Here is a 21,824-nt window from a genome sequence, read left to right as displayed (position 1 = left end):
CGAACAACAACATCCTAGAAGTAGGCGAGACGTTCACGTATACGATCAGCTATGCGGTAACCAAGCAGACATAGACGCAGGCAATACTTTAGTAAACATTGCAACGGTAAAAACAACGGAGACGCCAATTGTTAAAACCGATACCGCGGCAACGCCAGTAGGTCAGGCACCAAGCTTAACGATCACGAAAACACAAGTAGGCGGCCAAAACCCAGTGACGACACCGGGCACAATCAACTACGAAGTAGTGGTAGTAAACACCGGAAACCAAAGCCTAACGAACGTAGCCGTAAGCGATACCTTACCAAACGGAACAATTGGCACGCTAGTAAAAACAAATGAAAGTATCACGAACAACAACATCCTAGAAGTAGGTGAGACGTTCACGTATACGATCAGCTATGCGGTAACCCAAGCAGACATAGACGCAGGCAATACTTTAGTAAACATTGCAACGGTAAAAACAACGGAAACCCAATCGTTAAAACCGATACAGCCGCAACACCAGTAGGCCAGGCACCAAGCTTAACGATCACGAAAACACAAGTAGGCGGCCAAAACCCAGTGACGACACCGGGCACAATCAACTACGAAGTAGTGGTAGTAAACACCGGAAACCAAAGCCTAACGAACGTAGCCGTAAGCGATACCTTACCAAACGGAACAATTGGCACGCTAGTAAAAACAAACGAAAGTATCACGAACAACAACATCCTAGAAGTAGGTGAGACGTTCACGTATACGATCAGCTATGCGGTAACCCAAGCAGACATAGACGCAGGCAATACTTTAGTCAACATTGCAACGGTAAAAACAACGGAAACCCAATCGTTAAAACCGATACAGCCGCAACACCAGTAGGCCAGGCACCAAGCTTAACGATCACGAAAACACAAGTAGGCGGCCAAAACCCAGTGACGACACCGGGCACAATCAACTACGAAGTAGTGGTAGTAAACACCGGAAACCAAAGCCTAACGAACGTAGCCGTAAGCGATACGCTTCCAAACGGAACAATTGGCACGCTAGTAAAAACAAACGAAAGTATCACGAACAACAACATCCTAGAAGTAGGTGAGACGTTCACGTATACGATCAGCTATGCGGTAACCCAAGCAGACATAGACGCAGGCAATACTTTAGTAAACATTGCAACGGTAAAAACAACGGAGACGCCAATTGTTAAAACCGATACAGCGGCAACGCCAGTAAGTCAGGCACCAAGCTTAACGATCACGAAAACACAAGTAGGCGGCCAAAACCCAGTGACGACACCGGGCACAATCAACTACGAAGTAGTGGTAGTAAACACCGGAAACCAAAGCCTAACGAACGTAGCCGTAAGCGATACGCTTCCAAACGGAACAATTGGCACGCTAGTAAAAACAAATGAAAGTATCACGAACAACAACATCCTAGAAGTAGGTGAGACGTTCACGTATACGATCAGCTATGCGGTAACCCAAGCAGACATAGACGCAGGCAATACTTTAGTAAACATTGCGACCGTAAAAACAACGGAGACGCCAATTGTTAAAACGATACAGCGGCAACACCAGTAAGTCAACGCCAAGCTAACGATCACGAAAACACAAGTAGGCGGCCAAAACCCAGTGACGACACCGGGCACAATCAACTACGAAGTAGTGGTAGTAAACACCGGAAACCAAAGCCTAACGAACGTAGCCGTAAGCGATACCTTACCAAACGGAACAATTGGCACGCTAGTAAAAACAAATGAAAGTATCACGAACAACAACATCCTAGAAGTAGGTGAGACGTTCACGTATACGATCAGCTATGCGGTAACCCAAGCAGACATAGACGCAGGCAATACTTTAGTCAACATTGCGACCGTAAAAACAACGAAACACCGATTGTTAAAACCGATACAGCGGCAACGCCAGTAGGTCAGGCACCAAGCTTAACGATCACGAAAACACAAGTAGGCGGCCAAAACCCAGTGACGACACCGGGCACAATCAACTACGAAGTAGTGGTAGTAAACACCGGAAACCAAAGCCTAACGAACGTAGCCGTAAGCGACACCTTACCAAACGGAACAATTGGCACGCTAGTAAAAACAAATGAAAGTATCACGAACAACAACATCCTAGAAGTAGGCGAGACGTTCACGTATACGATCAACTATGCGGTAACCCAAGCAGACATAGACGCAGGCAATACTTTAGTAAACATTGCAACGGTAAAAACAACGAAACACCGATCGTTAAAACCGATACCGCGGCAACGCCAGTAAGTCAGGCACCAAGCTTAACGATCACGAAAACACAAGTAGGCGGCCAAAACCCAGTGACGACACCGGGCACAATCAACTACGAAGTAGTGGTAGTAAACACCGGAAACCAAAGCCTAACGAACGTAGCGTAAGCGACACCTTACCAAACGGAACAATTGGCACGCTAGTAAAAACAATGAAAGTATCACGAACAACAACATCCTAGAAGTAGGAGAGACGTTCACGTATACGATCAACTATGCGGTACCCAAGCAGACATAGACGCAGGCAATACTTTAGTCAACATTGCAACGGTAAAAACCACGGAAACGCCGATCGTTAAAACCGATACAGCAGCAACGCCAGTAGGTCAGGCACCAAGCTTAACGATCACGAAAACACAAGTAGGCGGCCAAAACCCAGTGACGACACCGGGCACAATCAACTACGAAGTAGTGGTAGTAAACACCGGAAACCAAAGCCTAACGAACGTAGCGGTAAGCGACACCTTACCAAACGGAACAATTGGCACGCTAGTAAAAACAAATGAAAGTATCACGAACAACAACATCCTAGAAGTAGGTGAGACGTTCACGTATACGATCAGCTATGCGGTAACCCAAGCAGACATAGACGCAGGAACAACTAGTCAAATTGCAACGGTAAAAACACGGAAACGCCAATTGTTAAAACCGATACAGCAGCAACGCCAGTAGGTCAGGCACCAAGCTTAACGATCACGAAAACACAAGTAGGCGGCCAAAACCCAGTGACGACACCGGGCACAATCAACTACGAAGTAGTGGTAGTAAACACCGGAAACCAAAGCCTAACGAACGTAGCGGTAAGCGACACCTTACCAAACGGAACAATTGGCACGCTAGTAAAAACAACGAAAGTATCACGAACAACAACATCCTAGAAGTAGGAGAGACGTTCACGTATACGATCAGCTATGCGTAACCAAGCAGACATAGACGCAGGCAATACTTTAGTCAACATTGCAACGGTAAAAACACGGAAACGCCGATCGTTAAAACCGATACAGCAGCAACGCCAGTAGGTCAGGCACCAAGCTTAACGATCACGAAAACACAAGTAGGCGGCCAAAACCCAGTGACGACACCGGGCACAATCAACTACGAAGTAGTGGTAGTAAACACCGGAAACCAAAGCCTAACGAACGTAGCGTAAGCGACACCTTACCAAACGGAACAATTGGCACGCTAGTAAAAACCAACGAAAGTATCACGAACAACAACATCCTAGAAGTAGGTGAGACGTTCACGTATACGATCAGCTATGCGGTAACCCAAGCAGACATAGACGCAGGCAATACTTTAGTCAACATTGCAACGGTAAAAACAACGGAAACGCCAATCGTTAAAACCGATACAGCGCAACACCAGTAGGCAGGCACCAAGCTTAACGATCACGAAAACACAAGTAGGCGGCCAAAACCCAGTGACGACACCGGGCACAATCAACTACGAAGTAGTGGTAGTAAACACCGGAAACCAAAGCCTAACGAACGTAGCCGTAAGCGATACGCTTCCAAACGGAACAATTGGCACGCTAGTAAAAACAAACGAAAGTATCACGAACAACAACATCCTAGAAGTAGGTGAGACGTTCACGTATACGATCAGCTATGCGGTAACCCAAGCAGACATAGACGCAGGCAATACTTTAGTAAACATTGCAACGGTAAAAACAACGGAGACGCCAATTGTTAAAACCGATACAGCGGCAACGCCAGTAAGTCAGGCACCAAGCTTAACGATCACGAAAACACAAGTAGGCGGCCAAAACCCAGTGACGACACCGGGCACAATCAACTACGAAGTAGTGGTAGTAAACACCGGAAACCAAAGCCTAACGAACGTAGCCGTAAGCGATACGCTTCCAAACGGAACAATTGGCACGCTAGTAAAAACAAATGAAAGTATCACGAACAACAACATCCTAGAAGTAGGTGAGACGTTCACGTATACGATCAGCTATGCGGTAACCCAAGCAGACATAGACGCAGGCAATACTTTAGTAAACATTGCAACGGTAAAAACAACGGAGACGCCAATTGTTAAAACCGATACCGCGGCAACGCCAGTAAGTCAGGCACCAAGCTTAACGATCACGAAAACACAAGTAGGCGGCCAAAACCCAGTGACGACACCGGGCACAATCAACTACGAAGTAGTGGTAGTAAACACCGGAAACCAAAGCCTAACGAACGTAGCGGTAAGCGATACCTTACCAAACGGAACAATTGGCACGCTAGTAAAAACAAATGAAAGTATCACGAACAACAACATCCTAGAAGTAGGTGAGACGTTCACGTATACGATCAGCTATGCGGTAACCCAAGCAGACATAGACGCAGGCAATACTTTAGTAAACATTGCAACGGTAAAAACAACGGAGACGCCAATTGTTAAAACCGATACCGCGGCAACGCCAGTAAGTCAGGCACCAAGCTTAACGATCACGAAAACACAAGTAGGCGGCCAAAACCCAGTGACGACACCGGGCACAATCAACTACGAAGTAGTGGTAGTAAACACCGGAAACCAAAGCCTAACGAACGTAGCCGTAAGCGATACGCTTCCAAACGGAACAATTGGCACGCTAGTAAAAACAAATGAAAGTATCACGAACAACAACATCCTAGAAGTAGGTGAGACGTTCACGTATACGATCAGCTATGCGGTAACCCAAGCAGACATAGACGCAGGCAATACTTTAGTAAACATTGCAACGGTAAAAACAACGGAGACGCCAATTGTTAAAACCGATACCGCGGCAACGCCAGTAAGTCAGGCACCAAGCTTAACGATCACGAAAACACAAGTAGGCGGCCAAAACCCAGTGACGACACCGGGCACAATCAACTACGAAGTAGTGGTAGTAAACACCGGAAACCAAAGCCTAACGAACGTAGCCGTAAGCGATACGCTTCCAAACGGAACAATTGGCACGCTAGTAAAAACAAATGAAAGTATCACGAACAACAACATCCTAGAAGTAGGTGAGACGTTCACGTATACGATCAACTATGCGTAACCCAAGCAGACATAGACGCAGGCAATACTTTAGTAAACATTGCAACGGTAAAAACAACGGAGACGCCAATTGTTAAAACCGATACCGCGGCAACGCCAGTAAGTCAGGCACCAAGCTTAACGATCACGAAAACACAAGTAGGCGGCCAAAACCCAGTGACGACACCGGGCACAATCAACTACGAAGTAGTGGTAGTAAACACCGGAAACCAAAGCCTAACGAACGTAGCCGTAAGCGATACGCTTCCAAACGGAACAATTGGCACGCTAGTAAAAACAACGAAAGTATCACGAACAACAACATCCTAGAAGTAGGCGAGACGTTCACGTATACGATCAGCTATGCGGTAACCCAAGCAGACATAGACGCAGGCAATACTTTAGTAAACATTGCGACCGTAAAAACAACGGAGACGCCGATTGTTAAAACGATACAGCGGCAACACCAGTAAGTCAAACGCCAAGCTAACGATACGAAAACACAAGTAGGCGGCCAAAACCCAGTGACGACACCGGGCACAATCAACTACGAAGTAGTGGTAGTAAACACCGGAAACCAAAGCCTAACAAACGTAGCCGTAAGCGATACCTTACCAAACGGAACAATTGGCACGCTAGTAAAAACAAATGAAAGTATCACGAACAACAACATCCTAGAAGTAGGTGAGACGTTCACGTATACGATCAGCTATGCGGTAACCCAAGCAGACATAGACGCAGGCAATACTTTAGTAAACATTGCAACGGTAAAAACAACGGAGACGCCAATTGTTAAAACCGATACAGCGGCAACGCCAGTAAGTCAGGCACCAAGCTTAACGATCACGAAAACACAAGTAGGCGGCCAAAACCCAGTGACGACACCGGGCACAATCAACTACGAAGTAGTGGTAGTAAACACCGGAAACCAAAGCCTAACGAACGTAGCCGTAAGCGATACGCTTCCAAACGGAACAATTGGCACGCTAGTAAAAACAAATGAAAGTATCACGAACAACAACATCCTAGAAGTAGGTGAGACGTTCACGTATACGATCAGCTATGCGGTAACCCAAGCAGACATAGACGCAGGCAATACTTTAGTAAACATTGCAACGGTAAAAACAACGGAGACGCCAATTGTTAAAACCGATACCGCGGCAACGCCAGTAGGCCAGGCACCAAGCTTAACGATCACAAAAACACAAGTAGGCGGCCAAAACCCAGTGACGACACCGGGCACAATCAACTACGAAGTAGTGGTAGTAAACACCGGAAACCAAAGCCTAACGAACGTAGCCGTAAGCGATACCTTACCAAACGGAACAATTGGCACGCTAGTAAAAACAAATGAAAGTATCACGAACAACAACATCCTAGAAGTAGGTGAGACGTTCACGTATACGATCAGCTATGCGGTAACCCAAGCAGACATAGACGCAGGCAATACTTTAGTAAACATTGCGACGGTAAAAACCACGGAGACGCCAATCGTTAAAACAGATACCGCGGCAACAGGAGTTAGACAATTGCCAAATTTAAGTTTAACTAAAATTGCTGATGATACCACTCTTGTATATGAAGGACAAAAAATTACTTATACATATACAGTTGTAAATACAGGTAATGTATTAATCAAAGATGTTAAAGTTTCTGATGTTCATTTAGGTGTAAACCCTCTAGGAATAATTACTTTAATTAGTACCACAGGAATTGACAATGCTCTTGATAATATAGTTGATTCATTATATCCTGGTCAAACAGCAGTTTGGACTTCAGAATATATTATTGCAAGAGAAGATATTGTCGCAAATAAAAATATCCTAAATACAGCAACAGCAACTGGTAAGCCAGTAGGAGGTACATTGGTGGATCCAACCGCAAATGAATCACTTGAAGTAGGTGAATTAGTGGTTGCAGTTAACGATAGTCTTTTGAATAATGTAGTTGGAACTGCAGTTACATTAAATATTATTTCAAATGATAGTTTATCGAATGGGAATAATCCAATTCCTACTGAAATTACGGTAGATCTAAACCCAGCATTACCAGGAATCCAAGATACCTTAGTAGTAGCGGGTCAAGGAACATTCGTTTACAACCCGATCACAGGCAACGTTAAGTTTACGCCAGAAGTAGGGTTTACGACTGACCCAAGCCCAATCAATTACACGCTAATTGAAAATGCAACAGGTCTAGACAGCACAGCGACGATTGTGATCACGTATGTAGAAGAACCGCCAGTAGCGGTGAACGACAGCTCACTAAACAACGTGGTAGGAACCACAGTGACCTTGCCAATCATCAGCAACGACAGCTTGAGCGATGGCAGTCCAATTGTAGACATCACGAAGATAACGGTAGACCTAAACCCAGCATTACCAGGAATCCAAGATACCCTAGTAGTAGCCGGCCAAGGAACATTCGTTTACAACCCGATCACAGGCAACGTTAAGTTTACCCCAGAAGTAGGGTTTACGATTGACCCAAGCCCAATCAATTACACGCTAATTGAGAATGCAACAGGTCTAGACAGTACGGCTACGATTGTGATCACGTATGTAGAAGAGCCACCGATTGCGGTGAACGACAGCTCACTAAACAACGTGGTAGGAACCACAGTGACCTTGCCAATCATCAGCAACGACAGCTTGAGCGATGGCAGTCCGATTTTAGACATCACGAAGATAACGGTAGACCTAAACCCAGCATTACCAGGAATCCAAGATACCCTAGTAGTGGCCGGCCAAGGAACATTCGTATACAACCCGATCACAGGCAACGTTAAGTTTACCCCAGAAGTAGGGTTTACGACCGACCCAAGCCCAATCAATTACACGCTAATTGAGAATGCAACGGGTCTAGACAGTACGGCGACAATCGTAATCACGTATGTAGAAGAGCCACCAATAGCAGTGAACGATAGCTCACTAAACAACGTGGTAGGAACCACAGTGACCTTGCCAATCATCAGCAACGACAGCTTGAGCGATGGTAGTCCGATTGTAGACATCACGAAGATAACGGTAGATCTAAACCCAGCATTACCAGGAATCCAAGATACCTTAGTAGTAGCGGGTCAAGGAACATTCGTTTACAACCCGATCACAGGCAACGTTAAGTTTACGCCAGAAGTAGGGTTTACGACTGACCCAAGCCCAATCAATTACACGCTAATTGAAAATGCAACAGGTCTAGACAGCACAGCGACGATTGTGATCACGTATGTAGAAGAACCGCCAGTAGCGGTGAACGACAGCTCACTAAACAATGTGGTAGGAACCACAGTGACCTTGCCAATCATCAGCAACGACAGCTTGAGCGATGGCAGCCCAATTGTAGACATCACGAAGATAACGGTAGACCTAAACCCAGCATTACCAGGAATCCAAGATACCTTAGTAGTAGCCGGCCAAGGAACATTCGTTTACAACCCGATCACAGGCAACGTTAAGTTTACGCCAGAAGTAGGGTTTACGACTGACCCAAGCCCAATCAATTACACGCTAATTGAAAATGCAACAGGTCTAGACAGCACAGCGACGATTGTGATCACGTATGTAGAAGAACCGCCAGTAGCGGTGAACGACAGCTCACTAAACAATGTGGTAGGAACCACAGTGACCTTGCCAATCATCAGCAACGACAGCTTGAGCGATGGTAGCCCAATTGTAGACATCACGAAGATAACGGTAGACCTAAACCCAGCATTACCAGGAATCCAAGATACCTTAGTAGTAGCCGGCCAAGGAACATTCGTTTACAACCCGATCACAGGCAACGTTAAGTTTACCCCAGAAGTAGGGTTTACGACCGACCCAAGCCCAATCAATTACACGCTAATTGAAAATGCAACAGGTCTAGACAGCACAGCGACGATTGTGATCACGTATGTAGAAGAACCGCCAGTAGCGGTGAACGACAGCTCACTAAACAATGTGGTAGGAACCACAGTGACCTTGCCAATCATCAGCAACGACAGCTTGAGCGATGGCAGCCCAATTGTAGACATCACGAAGATAACAGTAGACCTAAACCCAGCATTACCAGGAATCCAAGATACCTTAGTAGTAGCCGGCCAAGGAACATTCGTTTACAACCCGATCACAGGCAACGTTAAGTTTACGCCAGAAGTAGGGTTTACGACTGACCCAAGCCCAATCAATTACACGCTAATTGAAAATGCAACAGGTCTAGACAGCACAGCGACGATTGTGATCACGTATGTAGAAGAACCGCCAGTAGCGGTGAACGACAGCTCACTAAACAATGTGGTAGGAACCACAGTGACCTTGCCAATCATCAGCAACGACAGCTTGAGCGATGGCAGCCCAATTGTAGACATCACGAAGATAACGGTAGACCTAAACCCAGCATTACCAGGAATCCAAGATACCTTAGTAGTAGCCGGCCAAGGAACATTCGTTTACAACCCGATCACAGGCAACGTTAAGTTTACCCAGAAGTAGGGTTTACGACCGACCCAAGCCCAATCAATTACACGCTAATTGAAAATGCAACAGGTCTAGACAGCACGGCTACGATTGTGATCACGTATGTAGAAGAGCCACCAATAGCGGTGAACGACAGCTCACTAAACAACGTGGTAGGAACCACAGTGACCTTGCCAATCATCAGCAACGACAGCTTGAGCGATGGCAGTCCGATTGTAGACATCACGAAGATAACGGTAGACCTAAACCCAGCATTACCAGGAATCCAAGATACCTTAGTAGTAGCCGGTCAAGGAACATTCGTTTACAACCCGATCACAGGCAACGTTAAGTTTACCCCAGAAGTAGGGTTTACGACTGACCCAAGCCCAATCAATTACACGCTAATTGAAAATGCAACAGGTCTAGACAGCACGGCTACGATTGTGATCACGTATGTAGAAGAGCCACCAATAGCGGTGAACGACAGCTCACTAAACAACGTGGTAGGAACCACAGTGACCTTGCCAATCATCAGCAACGACAGCTTGAGCGATGGCAGTCCAATTGTAGACATCACGAAGATAACGGTAGACCTAAACCCAGCATTACCAGGAATCCAAGATACCCTAGTAGTAGCCGGCCAAGGAACATTCGTTTACAACCCGATCACAGGCAACGTTAAGTTTACGCCAGAAGTAGGGTTTACGACCGACCCAAGCCCAATCAATTACACGCTAATTGAAAATGCAACGGGTCTAGACAGCACGGCGACAATCGTAATCACGTATGTAGAAGAGCCACCGATTGCAGTGAACGACAGCTCACTAAACAACGTGGTAGGAACCACAGTGACCTTGCCAATCATCAGCAACGACAGCTTGAGCGATGGCAGTCCAATTGTAGACATCACGAAGATAACGGTAGACCTAAACCCAGCATTACCTGGAATCCAAGATACCTTAGTAGTAGCCGGCCAGGGAACATTCGTATACAACCCGATCACAGGCAACGTTAAGTTTACGCCAGAAGTAGGCTTTACGACTGACCCAAGCCCAATCAATTACACTTTAATTGAAAACGCAACAGGTCTAGACAGTACGGCGACAATCGTGATCACGTATGTAGAAGAGCCTCCAGTAGCAGTGAACGACAGCTCACTAAACAACGTGGTAGGAACCACAGTGATCTTGCCAATCATCAGCAACGACAGCTTGAGTGATGGCAGTCCAATTGTAGACATCACGAAGATAACGGTAGACCTAAACCCAGCATTACCAGGAATCCAAGATACCTTAGTAGTAGCGGGTCAAGGAACATTCGTTTACAACCCGATCACAGGCAACGTTAAGTTTACCCCAGAAGTAGGGTTTACGACTGACCCAAGCCCGATCAATTACACGCTAATTGAAAATGCAACAGGCCTAGACAGTACGGCGACGATTGTGATCACGTATGTAGAAGAACCACCAGTAGCAGTGAACGACAGCTCATTAAACAACGTGGTAGGAACAACAGTGACCTTGCCAATCATCAGCAACGACAGCTTGAGCGATGGCAGTCCGATTGTAGACATCACGAAGATAACCGTAGACCTAAACCCAGCATTACCAGGAATCCAAGATACCCTAGTAGTAGCCGGTCAAGGAACATTCGTATACAACCCAGTTACAGGCAATGTTAAGTTTACCCCAGAAGTAGGGTTTACGACCGACCCAAGCCCAATCAATTACACGTTAATTGAAAATGCAACAGGTCTAGATAGCACGGCGACAATCGTAATCACATATGTAGAAGAGCCACCGATTGCGGTGAACGACAGCTCACTAAACAACGTGGTAGGAACAACAGTGACCTTGCCAATCATCAGCAACGACAGCTTGAGTGATGGCAGTCCGATTGTAGACATCACGAAGATAACGGTAGACCTAAACCCAGCATTACCAGGAATCCAAGATACCTTAGTAGTAGCCGGCCAAGGAACATTCGTATACAACCCGATAACAGGCAACGTTAAGTTTACCCCAGAAGTAGGGTTTACAACCGATCCAAGCCCAATCAATTACACGCTAATTGAAAACGCAACAGGTCTAGACAGTACGGCGACAATCGTGATCACGTATGTAGAAGAGCCACCAGTAGCAGTGAACGACAGCTCACTAAACAACGTGGTAGGAACCACAGTGACCTTGCCAATCATCAGCAACGACAGCTTGAGTGATGGCAGTCCAATTGTAGACATCACGAAGATAACGGTAGACCTAAACCCAGCATTACCAGGAATCCAAGATACCTTAGTAGTAGCCGGCCAGGGAACATTCGTATACAACCCGATCACAGGCAACGTTAAGTTTACGCCAGAAGTAGGCTTTACGACTGACCCAAGCCCAATCAATTACACGCTAATTGAAAATGCAACAGGTCTAGACAGCACGGCGACAATCGTAATCACCTATGTAGAAGAGCCACCGATTGCGGTGAACGATAGCTCACTAAACAACGTGGTAGGAACAACGGTTACCTTGCCAATCATCAGCAACGACAGCTTGAGCGATGGCAGCCCAATTGTAGACATCACGAAGATAACGGTAGACCTAAACCCAGCATTACCAGGAATCCAAGATACCTTAGTAGTAGCCGGTCAAGGAACATTCGTATACAACCCGATCACAGGCAATGTTAAGTTTACCCCAGAAGTAGGGTTTACGACCGACCCAAGTCCAATCAATTACACTTTAATTGAAAACGCAACGGGTCTAGACAGCACGGCGACGATTGTGATCACGTATGTAGAAGAACCGCCAGTAGCAGTGAACGACAGCTCACTAAACAACGTGGTGGGAACCACAGTGACCTTGCCAATCATCAGCAACGACAGCTTGAGCGATGGCAGCCCAATTGTAGACATCACGAAGATAACGGTAGACCTAAACCCAGCATTACTAGGAATCCAAGATACCTTAGTAGTAGCCGGCCAAGGAACATTCGTATACAACCCGATCACAGGCAACGTTAAGTTTACGCCAGAAGTAGGCTTTACGACTGACCCAAGCCCAATCAATTACACTTTAATTGAAAACGCAACAGGTCTAGACAGTACGGCGACAATCGTGATCACGTATGTAGAAGAGCCTCCAGTAGCAGTGAACGACAGTTCACTAAACAACGTGGTAGGAACCACAGTGATCTTGCCAATCATCAGCAACGATAGCTTGAGCGATGGCAGCCCAATTGTAGACATCACGAAGATAACAGTAGACCTAAACCCAGCATTACCAGGAATCCAAGATACCCTAGTAGTAGCCGGCCAAGGAACATTCGTTTACAACCCGATCACAGGCAATGTTAAGTTTACGCCAGAAGTAGGGTTTACGACCGACCCAAGCCCAATCAATTACACCCTAATTGAAAATGCAACAGGTCTAGACAGCACGGCGACGATTGTGATCACGTATGTAGAAGAGCCACCAGTAGCGGTGAACGACAGCTCACTAAACAACGTGGTAGGAACCACAGTGACCTTGCCAATCATCAGCAACGACAGCTTGAGCGATGGCAGTCCGATTGTAGACATCACGAAGATAACGGTAGACCTAAACCCAGCATTACCAGGAATCCAAGATACCTTAGTAGTAGCCGGCCAAGGAACATTCGTTTACAACCCGATCACAGGCAACGTTAAGTTTACGCCAGAAGTAGGGTTTACGACTGACCCAAGCCCAATCAATTACACCCTAATTGAAAATGCAACAGGTCTAGACAGCACGGCTACGATTGTGATCACGTATGTAGAAGAGCCACCAGTAGCGGTGAACGACAGCTCACTAAACAACGTGGTAGGAACTACAGTGACCTTGCCAATCATCAGCAACGACAGCTTGAGCGATGGCAGCCCGATTGTAGACATCACGAAGATAACGGTAGACCTAAACCCAGCATTACCAGGAATCCAAGATACCCTAGTAGTAGCCGGCCAAGGAGCATTCGTATACAACCCGATAACAGGCAACGTTAAGTTTACCCCAGAAGTAGGGTTTACGACTGACCCAAGCCCAATCAATTACACGCTAATTGAAAACGCAACAGGTCTAGACAGCACGGCGACGATTGTGATCACGTATGTAGAAGAGCCACCAATAGCGGTGAACGACAGCTCACTAAACAACGTGGTAGGAACCACAGTGACCTTGCCAATCATCAGCAACGACAGCTTGAGCGATGGCAGTCCAATTGTAGACATCACGAAGATAACGGTAGACCTAAACCCAGCATTACCAGGAATCCAAGATACCCTAGTAGTAGCCGGCCAAGGAACATTCGTTTACAACCCGATCACAGGCAACGTTAAGTTTACCCCAGAAGTAGGGTTTACGACTGACCCAAGCCCAATCAATTACACGCTAATTGAAAACGCAACAGGTCTAGACAGCACGGCGACGATTGTGATCACGTATGTAGAAGAACCGCCAGTAGCGGTGAACGACAGCTCACTAAACAATGTGGTAGGAACCACAGTGACCTTGCCAATCATCAGCAACGACAGCTTGAGCGATGGCAGCCCAATTGTAGACATCACGAAGATAACGGTAGACCTAAACCCAGCATTACCAGGAATCCAAGATACCTTAGTAGTAGCCGGCCAAGGAACATTCGTTTACAACCCGATCACAGGCAACGTTAAGTTTACCCCAGAAGTAGGGTTTACGACCGACCCAAGCCCAATCAATTACACGCTAATTGAAAATGCAACAGGTCTAGACAGTACGGCGACAATCGTAATCACGTATGTAGAAGAGCCACCGATTGCGGTGAACGACAGCTCACTAAACAACGTGGTAGGAACCACAGTGACCTTGCCAATCATCAGCAACGACAGCTTGAGCGATGGCAGTCCAATTGTAGACATCACGAAGATAACGGTAGACCTAAACCCAGCATTACCAGGAATCCAAGATACCCTAGTAGTAGCCGGCCAAGGAACATTCGTTTACAACCCGATCACAGGCAACGTTAAGTTTACCCCAGAAGTAGGGTTTACGACTGACCCAAGCCCAATCAATTACACGCTAATTGAAAACGCAACAGGTCTAGACAGCACGGCGACGATTGTGATCACGTATGTAGAAGAGCCACCAATAGCGGTGAACGACAGCTCACTAAACAACGTGGTAGGAACCACAGTGACCTTGCCAATCATCAGCAACGACAGCTTGAGCGATGGCAGTCCAATTGTAGACATCACGAAGATAACGGTAGACCTAAACCCAGCATTACCAGGAATCCAAGATACCCTAGTAGTAGCCGGCCAAGGAACATTCGTTTACAACCCGATCACAGGCAACGTTAAGTTTACCCCAGAAGTAGGGTTTACGACCGACCCAAGCCCAATCAATTACACGCTAATTGAAAACGCAACAGGTCTAGACAGTACGGCGACGATTGTGATCACGTATGTAGAAGAGCCACCGATTGCAGTGAACGACAGCTCACTAAACAACGTGGTAGGAACCACAGTGACCTTGCCAATCATCAGCAACGACAGCTTGAGCGATGGCAGTCCAATTGTAGACATCACGAAGATAACGGTAGACCTAAACCCAGCATTACCAGGAATCCAAGATACCTTAGTAGTAGCCGGCCAGGGAACATTCGTTTACAACCCGATCACAGGCAACGTTAAGTTTACGCCAGAAGTAGGGTTTACGACTGACCCAAGCCCAATCAATTACACGCTAATTGAAAATGCAACAGGTCTAGACAGCACGGCTACGATTGTGATCACGTATGTAGAAGAGCCACCAGTAGCGGTGAACGACAGCTCACTAAACAACGTGGTAGGAACCACAGTGACCTTGCCAATCATCAGCAACGACAGCTTGAGCGATGGCAGTCCAATTGTAGACATCACGAAGATAACGGTAGACCTAAACCCAGCATTACCAGGAATCCAAGATACCCTAGTAGTAGCCGGCCAAGGAACATTCGTATACAACCCGATCACAGGCAACGTTAAGTTTACGCCAGAAGTAGGGTTTACGACTGACCCAAGCCCAATCAATTACACGTTAATTGAAAACGCAACAGGTCTAGACAGTACGGCGACGATTGTGATCACGTATGTAGAAGAGCCACCAGTAGCAGTGAACGACAGCTCACTAAACAACGTGGTAGGAACCACAGTGACCTTGCCAATCATCAGCAACGACAGCTTGAGCGATGGCAGTCCGATTGTAGACATCACGAAGATAACGGTAGACCTAAACCCAGCATTACCAGGAATCCAAGATACCCTAGTAGTAGCCGGTCAAGGAACATTCGTTTACAACCCGATAACAGGCAACGTTAAGTTTACCCCAGAAGTAACATTCTATGGTCAGCCTACACCAATCGATTATGTATTAATCGAAAATGCATCTGGATTGTCAGACACTGCGAAAATCGTAATTAGATATCAAGAAGCTGATCTTAACTTGGTGTTAAGAGTGGATAAAGCAAACGTAGTTGTTGGCGACACCGTAACATTTACAGTTGTGGTTAAAAACGACGGTCCTACAAATGCCACCAATGCGAAAGTTGGAAATTATATTCCGAATGGATATTCTAACATCACAAATATTTCGAACGCTGGAATTTTGACTAACGATACATTAACTTGGTCTGGTTTAAATATTCCAGTTGGTGATAGCATAGTGTTGACATATAAAGCTAAAGTGCTTGCTCCGAGTAACGGAACCAATTATATCAACTTGGCTGAAATAACATATGCTGATCAGTTTGATCCAGACAGTAAACCAAACAACGGTGCTGATACTAATAATTCGGGTGGAATTGGTAGTCAAGATAATGACGACACTAAGGATCTAGCTGATGAAGATGATGGCGATGATGCAAGAGTTTATTTACAAGTAGCTGACTTGAGTTTAACCAAAGTGGTGAATATTGTAAATCCAGCTATTGGTCAAAAAATCAAGTTTACCGTTACGGTTTCTAACGCAGGTGCTGATACCGCTACTAACGTGGCAGTTACAGATTACCTCCAAAATGGATATTCTAACTTCACGAATATTTCTAATGGTGGAGTATTAGTGAATAACAAAATCGTTTGGAATATTCCAATGTTAGCTGTAAACGATTCGTTAGTATTGACATTTGAGGCAACGGTTAATGCACCTAGTGACACAACGATTTATAAAAATGAAGCTGAAATCACAGCACTGGATCAGTTAGATACTGATAGTAAAGTGTTTAACTTTACGGGAACTGTGAAAGAAGATGACGAAGCTATAGTTTGTGTGCTACCGGTAACCATTCCAGATACAGTTACTATATGTGAAGGTGGAAAACTAGACGTTCAACCTTTCGGTGGCGTATCATACGCATGGGTTGGACCAAATGGTTATACTTCCCTTGTGAAAGACTTAGTCATCGACACGGTTAGTATTTCAAATGGAGGAATCTACAGATTGTCAGTAACTAACGCTTTAGGCTGTAATGTGACCTCACTACTTCGAGTGATTGTAGATCCAAAACCGATTGCTACGTTAGAAGCTATAAACTCAGGTTGTGTGGGTGACTCTTCATTGCATAATGGTAAAATCAGGGTTACTAACTACCCTGCAAATACCAAGTTCCAGGTTTCGAAAGGGGCGGTGTTTAATGAAAGTTCAGCAAGCACAATTGCAGCAATACCAGCAGACGGTGTATTACTGAGAGATGTAGCTAACCCAATTACTACGCAAGAGTATACCGTTAGAATTTGGAATAACAACGGCTGCTTTAAAGACTATACAGTAGAATTTGTAAATATTCAGTGTGTATGTAAGAGTGATGTTTGGATTCCGATTAATATCAAGAAGTCAAAATAAGAGCAAATAAAAAAAGATATTGTAAGTCAAAAGCTTACAATATCTTTTCAAAATTAGGAATGAATTGAAAGTTAAATGAAGTTGGCTCGGTGAGTTTTTCTTTGTTTAGTGTATAATAAAAAGCACCCTTTTTTGAGAAACCTTTTTGCTTTTCTACTGATTTTATAAAATATCCTGTACCTAATATTTTTCTACTAAAATTTCTTTTATCGAACTTGGTGTCGAAAATCGCCTCATAAAGTGTTTGAAGCTGAGGCAGGGTAAATTTTTCAGGCAATAACTCAAAACCAATAGGATGCATCGAAGCGTTAGTTCTTAATCTTTCAATCGCTACATGTACCATTTCGGCATGGTCAAATAAAAGAGGAGGTAGCTGATTTAAAGAAAACCATTTCGTGGTTAGTGTCTTCGAAATCTTTTCGTCGTAATCTGCAATATTGACCAAAGCTTTAAAAGTAACCGAAACAGTTCTACTAACAGGGTCTCTATTTGGATTTCCAAAAGTGGCCAACTGTTCAAGATATACTCCTTTGAGACCGGTGTGTTCAAATAGTATCCTATTTGCAGCCTCGCTTAAGCTCTCATCTGGCTGTAGCCAGCCACCCATTAGCGACCAAGTATTGGCGTCTTCTTCCAATCCTCGTTTTACCAATAATAGCTTCAATTCAGAACCATCAAATCCAAAAATTATGGAATCGAGTGCTACTAAAATCTTTGTTTGCTGCTGATATAAATTTAACATATAGTGGTTTTTTGCAAATTAATAAATAAAAAATGAATATTTCATTCTAATTTTGCTTCAGTATGATAGAAGCAAAAAAAATAAATTTTTCTTATTCTAAAAATTTCGCACTAAAAAATATCAATCTTAGGGTAAAAAATGGTGAAATTCTTGGTTTAATTGGTGAAAGTGGCTCAGGTAAATCTACCTTGCTGAAGATACTCTCAGGCCTTCTTAGTCAAGATTCAGGGCAGATTTTGTTTGAAAATGAAGAAATTTTAAAAGCTTCTGAAAAGTTGGTTCCCGGGCATAAAGAAATAAAAACGGTAACTCAGAATAATACACTTTTTCCAAATATTTCTATTGCAGAAAATATTAAGTATGAACTGCGATATTATCAAAAAAGCTATCAAGAAGAAAAACTTAAAAGCTTGGCAGACTTAGTAAAGATTAAACACCTGCTTTCAAAATATCCAAGAGAGTTATCGGGAGGAGAAATTCAACGTGTCTTAATAGCAAAAGCAATTTCGGATGAACCCAAAGTACTTTTACTTGATGAGCCTTTTAGCAACCTTGATTCTATTATAAAAAAGAAGATTTTATTTGAACTAAAAGACATAATTTCGAAACAAAATATAGCCTGTGTTTTTGTGACTCACGAAATTACAGATGCCCTTGGCTTAGTAAATAGTTTGGTGATTTTGAAAAATGGAAAAATCGTTCAAAAAGGAAGTTCAGAAGAAATTTACTTTTCGCCTAAGTCAGAATACGTTGGCTTATTAACTAGTGACGGTTTCATTATAAATAATGTCTCTCTTTTAGAAAAGCTTCACATAAATGAAGCTTCCAAAATCCTTTTACGACCAGAACATATTTTTTTTAAAAATACAGGCAAAATAGCTGCAAGAGTAAAGCATTCTATATTTAAAGGAAGTCATTTTGAAATCTGGTTTTCTATTGAAAATGACCCTGATTCTGCTTATTATTTTAAATCAGAAATTAAAATAGAAAGTGAAACTGCCATTAGTTTGGATTTTGAAGGTTATTTGATTTTAAAATAAATTAACTTTTAGCTAAAATACACCTATGGTTTCTACCTAGTTCATTGTAATCAAGCCCAAATCCTACAACAAAAATATTATCAATTTCGAAACCTACATAGTCTAATTCATGGGGAATTTTGGTGGCCGCTACTTTGTGAAGTAAGGTCATTACGCTTACTTTAGAAGGAGAAAATGAACTGATTTTGTCTTTGATAAATGCTAAGGTATGACCCGTGTCTACTATATCTTCTACTATGATAACCGGACGATTGTCTATGGATTTGTTTAATCCTATAAGTTCCCTTACTTTTCCAGTAGAAGTTTGGTTTTCATACGAACTCACTTTAAGGAAGCTCACCTCGCATTCAATAGTTATTTGTTTAAATAATTCCGACAAAAACATGAAAGAACCGTTTAAGATTCCAAGGAATATTGGATTTTTACCTTCGAAGTCAACATTGATTTTTTTTGCTAACTGACTAGTTCTTGCAAATATTCTTTCTTCTGAAATGTATTCTTCAAATGTCAAATCCTGTATTCGAACCATATTTTATATTTTTCCGAAAAATAAAATAATAATTTGTTAATTCCACAATTTTTAAGGTTCAATAGGTGTTTTATTATCTAATTTTACGTTTTAAATCAATATCACGTACATAAATGAGGTTGACATTCAATCTATTAATCATAATATTTTTTGCCACGTTTTTTTCGGCAGACGCACAGTTTTTTTCTTTGTTTGGAAATAAAAAAGAAACTGAAACTCCCGAGTTGCTTTTAATGGATCGAGGTATTCAGATAGAAACAACCGCCGCCGTAAATAACATGTATAATTTTAATTTCGATGCCGCCGAGCGTGAATTCAAATGGCTAAAAGTTAAATATCCAGATCATCCATTGGGCGATTTTTTGTTGGGTTTAAATGAGTGGTGGAAAATTATTCCAGATACAAAAAAATCAAACTACGACGACCTATGCCATATGTACATGGATCAGGCGATTGACAAAGCAGAAAATCTTTTTGATAAAAACAAAAAAAACAAAGAGGCGGCATTTTTTATCTGTGCATCATATGCCATCAAAGGTAGACTATATGCTGAACGTGAAAAATGGGTAAAAGCCGCATGGGCTGGCAAACAGGCCTTGAAATACTTAGATTATAGCAGAGGAGAAGAAAACATAAATCCCGAGTTGCTTTTTGGCGACGGTGTTTATAATTATTATTCAAAATGGATACATGAAAATTATAAATCTTTGAAACCATTGCTTTCTTTTTTCAAAAAAGGAGATAAAAATTTAGGGATTAAGCAATTAGAAAATGTAGCCAATAATGCTTTTTACTCTAGAATGGAAGCGAGGTACTTTTTGGTTCAAATTTATGCAATGGAAAATCAAACGGCAAAGTCGTTATTGCTATCGAGGCAAATGCATGCTTTGTATCCCAATAATTCTTTTTTTCATAGATATGTGGCCCGAAACTCATTTGCATTGGGCAGGTTGGCCGAAGCCGAAGTTTATGCAGAAGAGCTTTTGCAGAATCTGAAAGATCATAAATATGGTTATGGCGATAATGACGGCAGATATGCATCTTATATTTTGGCCTATGTAAACGAAAACTACAAGCATGATTTGGCAATGGCGAAGTTTCACTATGTGGCTTGTATCAATTACGCGGTAAATAATGATTCCCAAGATTCGGGGTATTTTTTAGCGTCGAATATGGCACTTGGGAAAATTGCTGAAACCGAAGAAGATTATAAAACGGCAGTGGAGTATTATGGCATTGTGCTTAAAAATGCGGAGAAAAAGTCAAGTTCATACGAAACCGCTAAAAAGCGATTGCAAGATATTACCAAACTCATGAAAAAGAAAAAAGGAAAGCGTTGAGACTTTCCTTTTTCATTATAAAAAAAATTATGATTTTCAAGGTATAGGTAAAACCTTTGAGTTTTTGAAAGTAGAAAGGATTACCATAGTTTGAGTGTTAGCCACAACTTCTATTTCATTTATAGTTGACATAATCAACTCTTGATATGAGGCTATGTCTTTTGCTATAACTTTCAACAAGAAATCACATGAGCCTGTAACGTGGTGACATTCAATTATTTCAGAAACATTTTCTATTGTTTTTACAAAAGCCTCTGTTATAGATTTTCTGTGACCTGACAATGTAACTTGTACGAAAGTCATTACGCCTAAACCTACTTTTTCACGGTCTATTTGAGCATGGTAGCTCTCTATTATTCCTGTATTTTCTAATTTTTTTACTCGCTCCAAAGTAGGTGCGGGAGATAAACCAATTTCTTTAGAAAGTTGAGCATTTGTTATTTTTCCGTTACTCTGAAGAATCTCTAAAAGTTTATGGTCTATTACGTCTAGTTTGCCAATTGCCATTTTTTGTATATTTGTTGATTTCGAAATATTATTTGGCTCAAAGGTAATATTTTAAATTATAATTTTATAAAAGTTTTAAAATTGATTC

At 43.1% G+C, this 21,824-nt stretch carries 18 protein-coding genes; 15 read left to right on the top strand and 3 right to left on the bottom strand.

Annotation, left to right across the window (positions count from 1 at the left end; translation table 11 throughout):
* Positions 1-70 precede the first annotated feature (70 nt).
* The 13 genes from ACFOOI_RS07845 to ACFOOI_RS07795 all read left to right on the top strand — a co-directional run bounded on the left by ACFOOI_RS07845 (position 71) and on the right by ACFOOI_RS07795 (position 17,578).
* On the top strand, positions 71-511 hold the full coding sequence (locus tag ACFOOI_RS07845) for a DUF7507 domain-containing protein (RefSeq protein WP_379840194.1): 441 nt from the start codon (positions 71-73) through the stop codon (positions 509-511).
* Positions 478-861, top strand: a complete 384-nt coding sequence (locus tag ACFOOI_RS07840; RefSeq protein ID WP_379840193.1) for a DUF7507 domain-containing protein — start codon at positions 478-480, stop codon at positions 859-861. The genes ACFOOI_RS07845 and ACFOOI_RS07840 overlap by 34 nt, the downstream gene beginning before the upstream one ends.
* A complete protein-coding gene (locus ACFOOI_RS07835) occupies positions 828-1,562 on the top strand; it encodes a DUF7507 domain-containing protein (protein ID WP_379840192.1) in 735 nt (244 codons plus the stop codon). Before ACFOOI_RS07840 ends, ACFOOI_RS07835 begins: the two co-directional genes overlap by 34 nt.
* 18 nt (positions 1,563-1,580) lie before the next feature.
* Positions 1,581-1,910: a DUF7507 domain-containing protein gene (locus ACFOOI_RS07830; RefSeq protein ID WP_379840191.1), complete on the top strand. Its 330-nt coding sequence runs from the start codon at positions 1,581-1,583 to the stop codon at positions 1,908-1,910.
* The gene (locus ACFOOI_RS07825; protein ID WP_379840190.1) at positions 1,877-2,260 is read left to right on the top strand and encodes a DUF7507 domain-containing protein; all 384 of its coding nucleotides are present in this window, start codon (positions 1,877-1,879) and stop codon (positions 2,258-2,260) included. Before ACFOOI_RS07830 ends, ACFOOI_RS07825 begins: the two co-directional genes overlap by 34 nt.
* A 257-nt stretch (positions 2,261-2,517) precedes the next feature.
* The gene (locus ACFOOI_RS07820; RefSeq protein WP_379840189.1) at positions 2,518-2,955 is read left to right on the top strand and encodes a DUF7507 domain-containing protein; all 438 of its coding nucleotides are present in this window, start codon (positions 2,518-2,520) and stop codon (positions 2,953-2,955) included.
* A complete protein-coding gene (locus ACFOOI_RS07815; protein WP_379840188.1) occupies positions 2,922-3,161 on the top strand; it encodes a DUF7507 domain-containing protein in 240 nt (79 codons plus the stop codon). Before ACFOOI_RS07820 ends, ACFOOI_RS07815 begins: the two co-directional genes overlap by 34 nt.
* Before the next feature lie 295 nt (positions 3,162-3,456).
* Positions 3,457-3,651 (top strand): DUF7507 domain-containing protein, encoded by a 195-nt coding sequence (locus tag ACFOOI_RS21980; RefSeq protein ID WP_449274520.1) that lies wholly within the window; start codon positions 3,457-3,459, stop codon positions 3,649-3,651.
* Positions 3,632-5,302, top strand: a complete 1,671-nt coding sequence (locus ACFOOI_RS07810) for a beta strand repeat-containing protein (RefSeq protein WP_379840187.1) — start codon at positions 3,632-3,634, stop codon at positions 5,300-5,302. Before ACFOOI_RS21980 ends, ACFOOI_RS07810 begins: the two co-directional genes overlap by 20 nt.
* Positions 5,303-5,313: 11 nt before the next feature.
* Positions 5,314-5,610: a DUF7507 domain-containing protein gene (locus tag ACFOOI_RS07805; protein ID WP_379840186.1), complete on the top strand. Its 297-nt coding sequence runs from the start codon at positions 5,314-5,316 to the stop codon at positions 5,608-5,610.
* Positions 5,589-5,753, top strand: coding sequence for a DUF7507 domain-containing protein (locus tag ACFOOI_RS21975; protein ID WP_449274519.1), 165 nt, complete (start codon positions 5,589-5,591; stop codon positions 5,751-5,753). The genes ACFOOI_RS07805 and ACFOOI_RS21975 overlap by 22 nt, the downstream gene beginning before the upstream one ends.
* 51 nt (positions 5,754-5,804) lie before the next feature.
* Complete coding sequence (locus ACFOOI_RS07800; RefSeq protein ID WP_379836802.1) at positions 5,805-9,749, top strand: beta strand repeat-containing protein; 3,945 nt, start codon at positions 5,805-5,807, stop codon at positions 9,747-9,749.
* A gap of 77 nt (positions 9,750-9,826) precedes the next feature.
* Positions 9,827-17,578: an Ig-like domain-containing protein gene (locus ACFOOI_RS07795; protein WP_379836800.1), complete on the top strand. Its 7,752-nt coding sequence runs from the start codon at positions 9,827-9,829 to the stop codon at positions 17,576-17,578.
* Between the two features lie 34 nt (positions 17,579-17,612).
* Here ACFOOI_RS07795 and ACFOOI_RS07790 read toward each other — a convergent pair whose 3' ends face one another.
* Complete coding sequence (locus ACFOOI_RS07790; RefSeq protein WP_379836798.1) at positions 17,613-18,320, bottom strand: NUDIX hydrolase; 708 nt, start codon at positions 18,318-18,320, stop codon at positions 17,613-17,615.
* A gap of 62 nt (positions 18,321-18,382) precedes the next feature.
* Between ACFOOI_RS07790 and ACFOOI_RS07785 the strand changes: the two genes are divergently transcribed.
* Entirely contained in the window at positions 18,383-19,360 is a 978-nt protein-coding gene (locus ACFOOI_RS07785) for an ABC transporter ATP-binding protein (RefSeq protein ID WP_379836796.1), read from the top strand.
* A 1-nt stretch (position 19,361) separates the two neighbouring features.
* Here the strand turns inward: ACFOOI_RS07785 and hpt are convergent, their stop codons facing one another.
* Complete coding sequence (hpt, locus tag ACFOOI_RS07780; protein ID WP_379836794.1) at positions 19,362-19,889, bottom strand: hypoxanthine phosphoribosyltransferase; 528 nt, start codon at positions 19,887-19,889, stop codon at positions 19,362-19,364.
* Between the two features lie 113 nt (positions 19,890-20,002).
* Here hpt and ACFOOI_RS07775 point away from each other — a divergent pair, with 113 nt between their 5' ends.
* Complete coding sequence (locus ACFOOI_RS07775) at positions 20,003-21,229, top strand: tetratricopeptide repeat protein (protein WP_379836792.1); 1,227 nt, start codon at positions 20,003-20,005, stop codon at positions 21,227-21,229.
* 36 nt (positions 21,230-21,265) lie between these two features.
* Here ACFOOI_RS07775 and ACFOOI_RS07770 read toward each other — a convergent pair whose 3' ends face one another.
* Entirely contained in the window at positions 21,266-21,736 is a 471-nt protein-coding gene (locus tag ACFOOI_RS07770; RefSeq protein ID WP_379836790.1) for an Lrp/AsnC family transcriptional regulator, read from the bottom strand.
* Between the last annotated feature and the right edge of the window lie 88 nt (positions 21,737-21,824).

The sequence above is a fragment of the Lacihabitans lacunae genome (assembly GCF_042649125.1).
Classification (GTDB): Bacteria; Bacteroidota; Bacteroidia; order Cytophagales; family Spirosomataceae; genus Leadbetterella; species Leadbetterella lacunae.
This window is presented reverse-complemented; position numbering and strand designations above follow the sequence as displayed.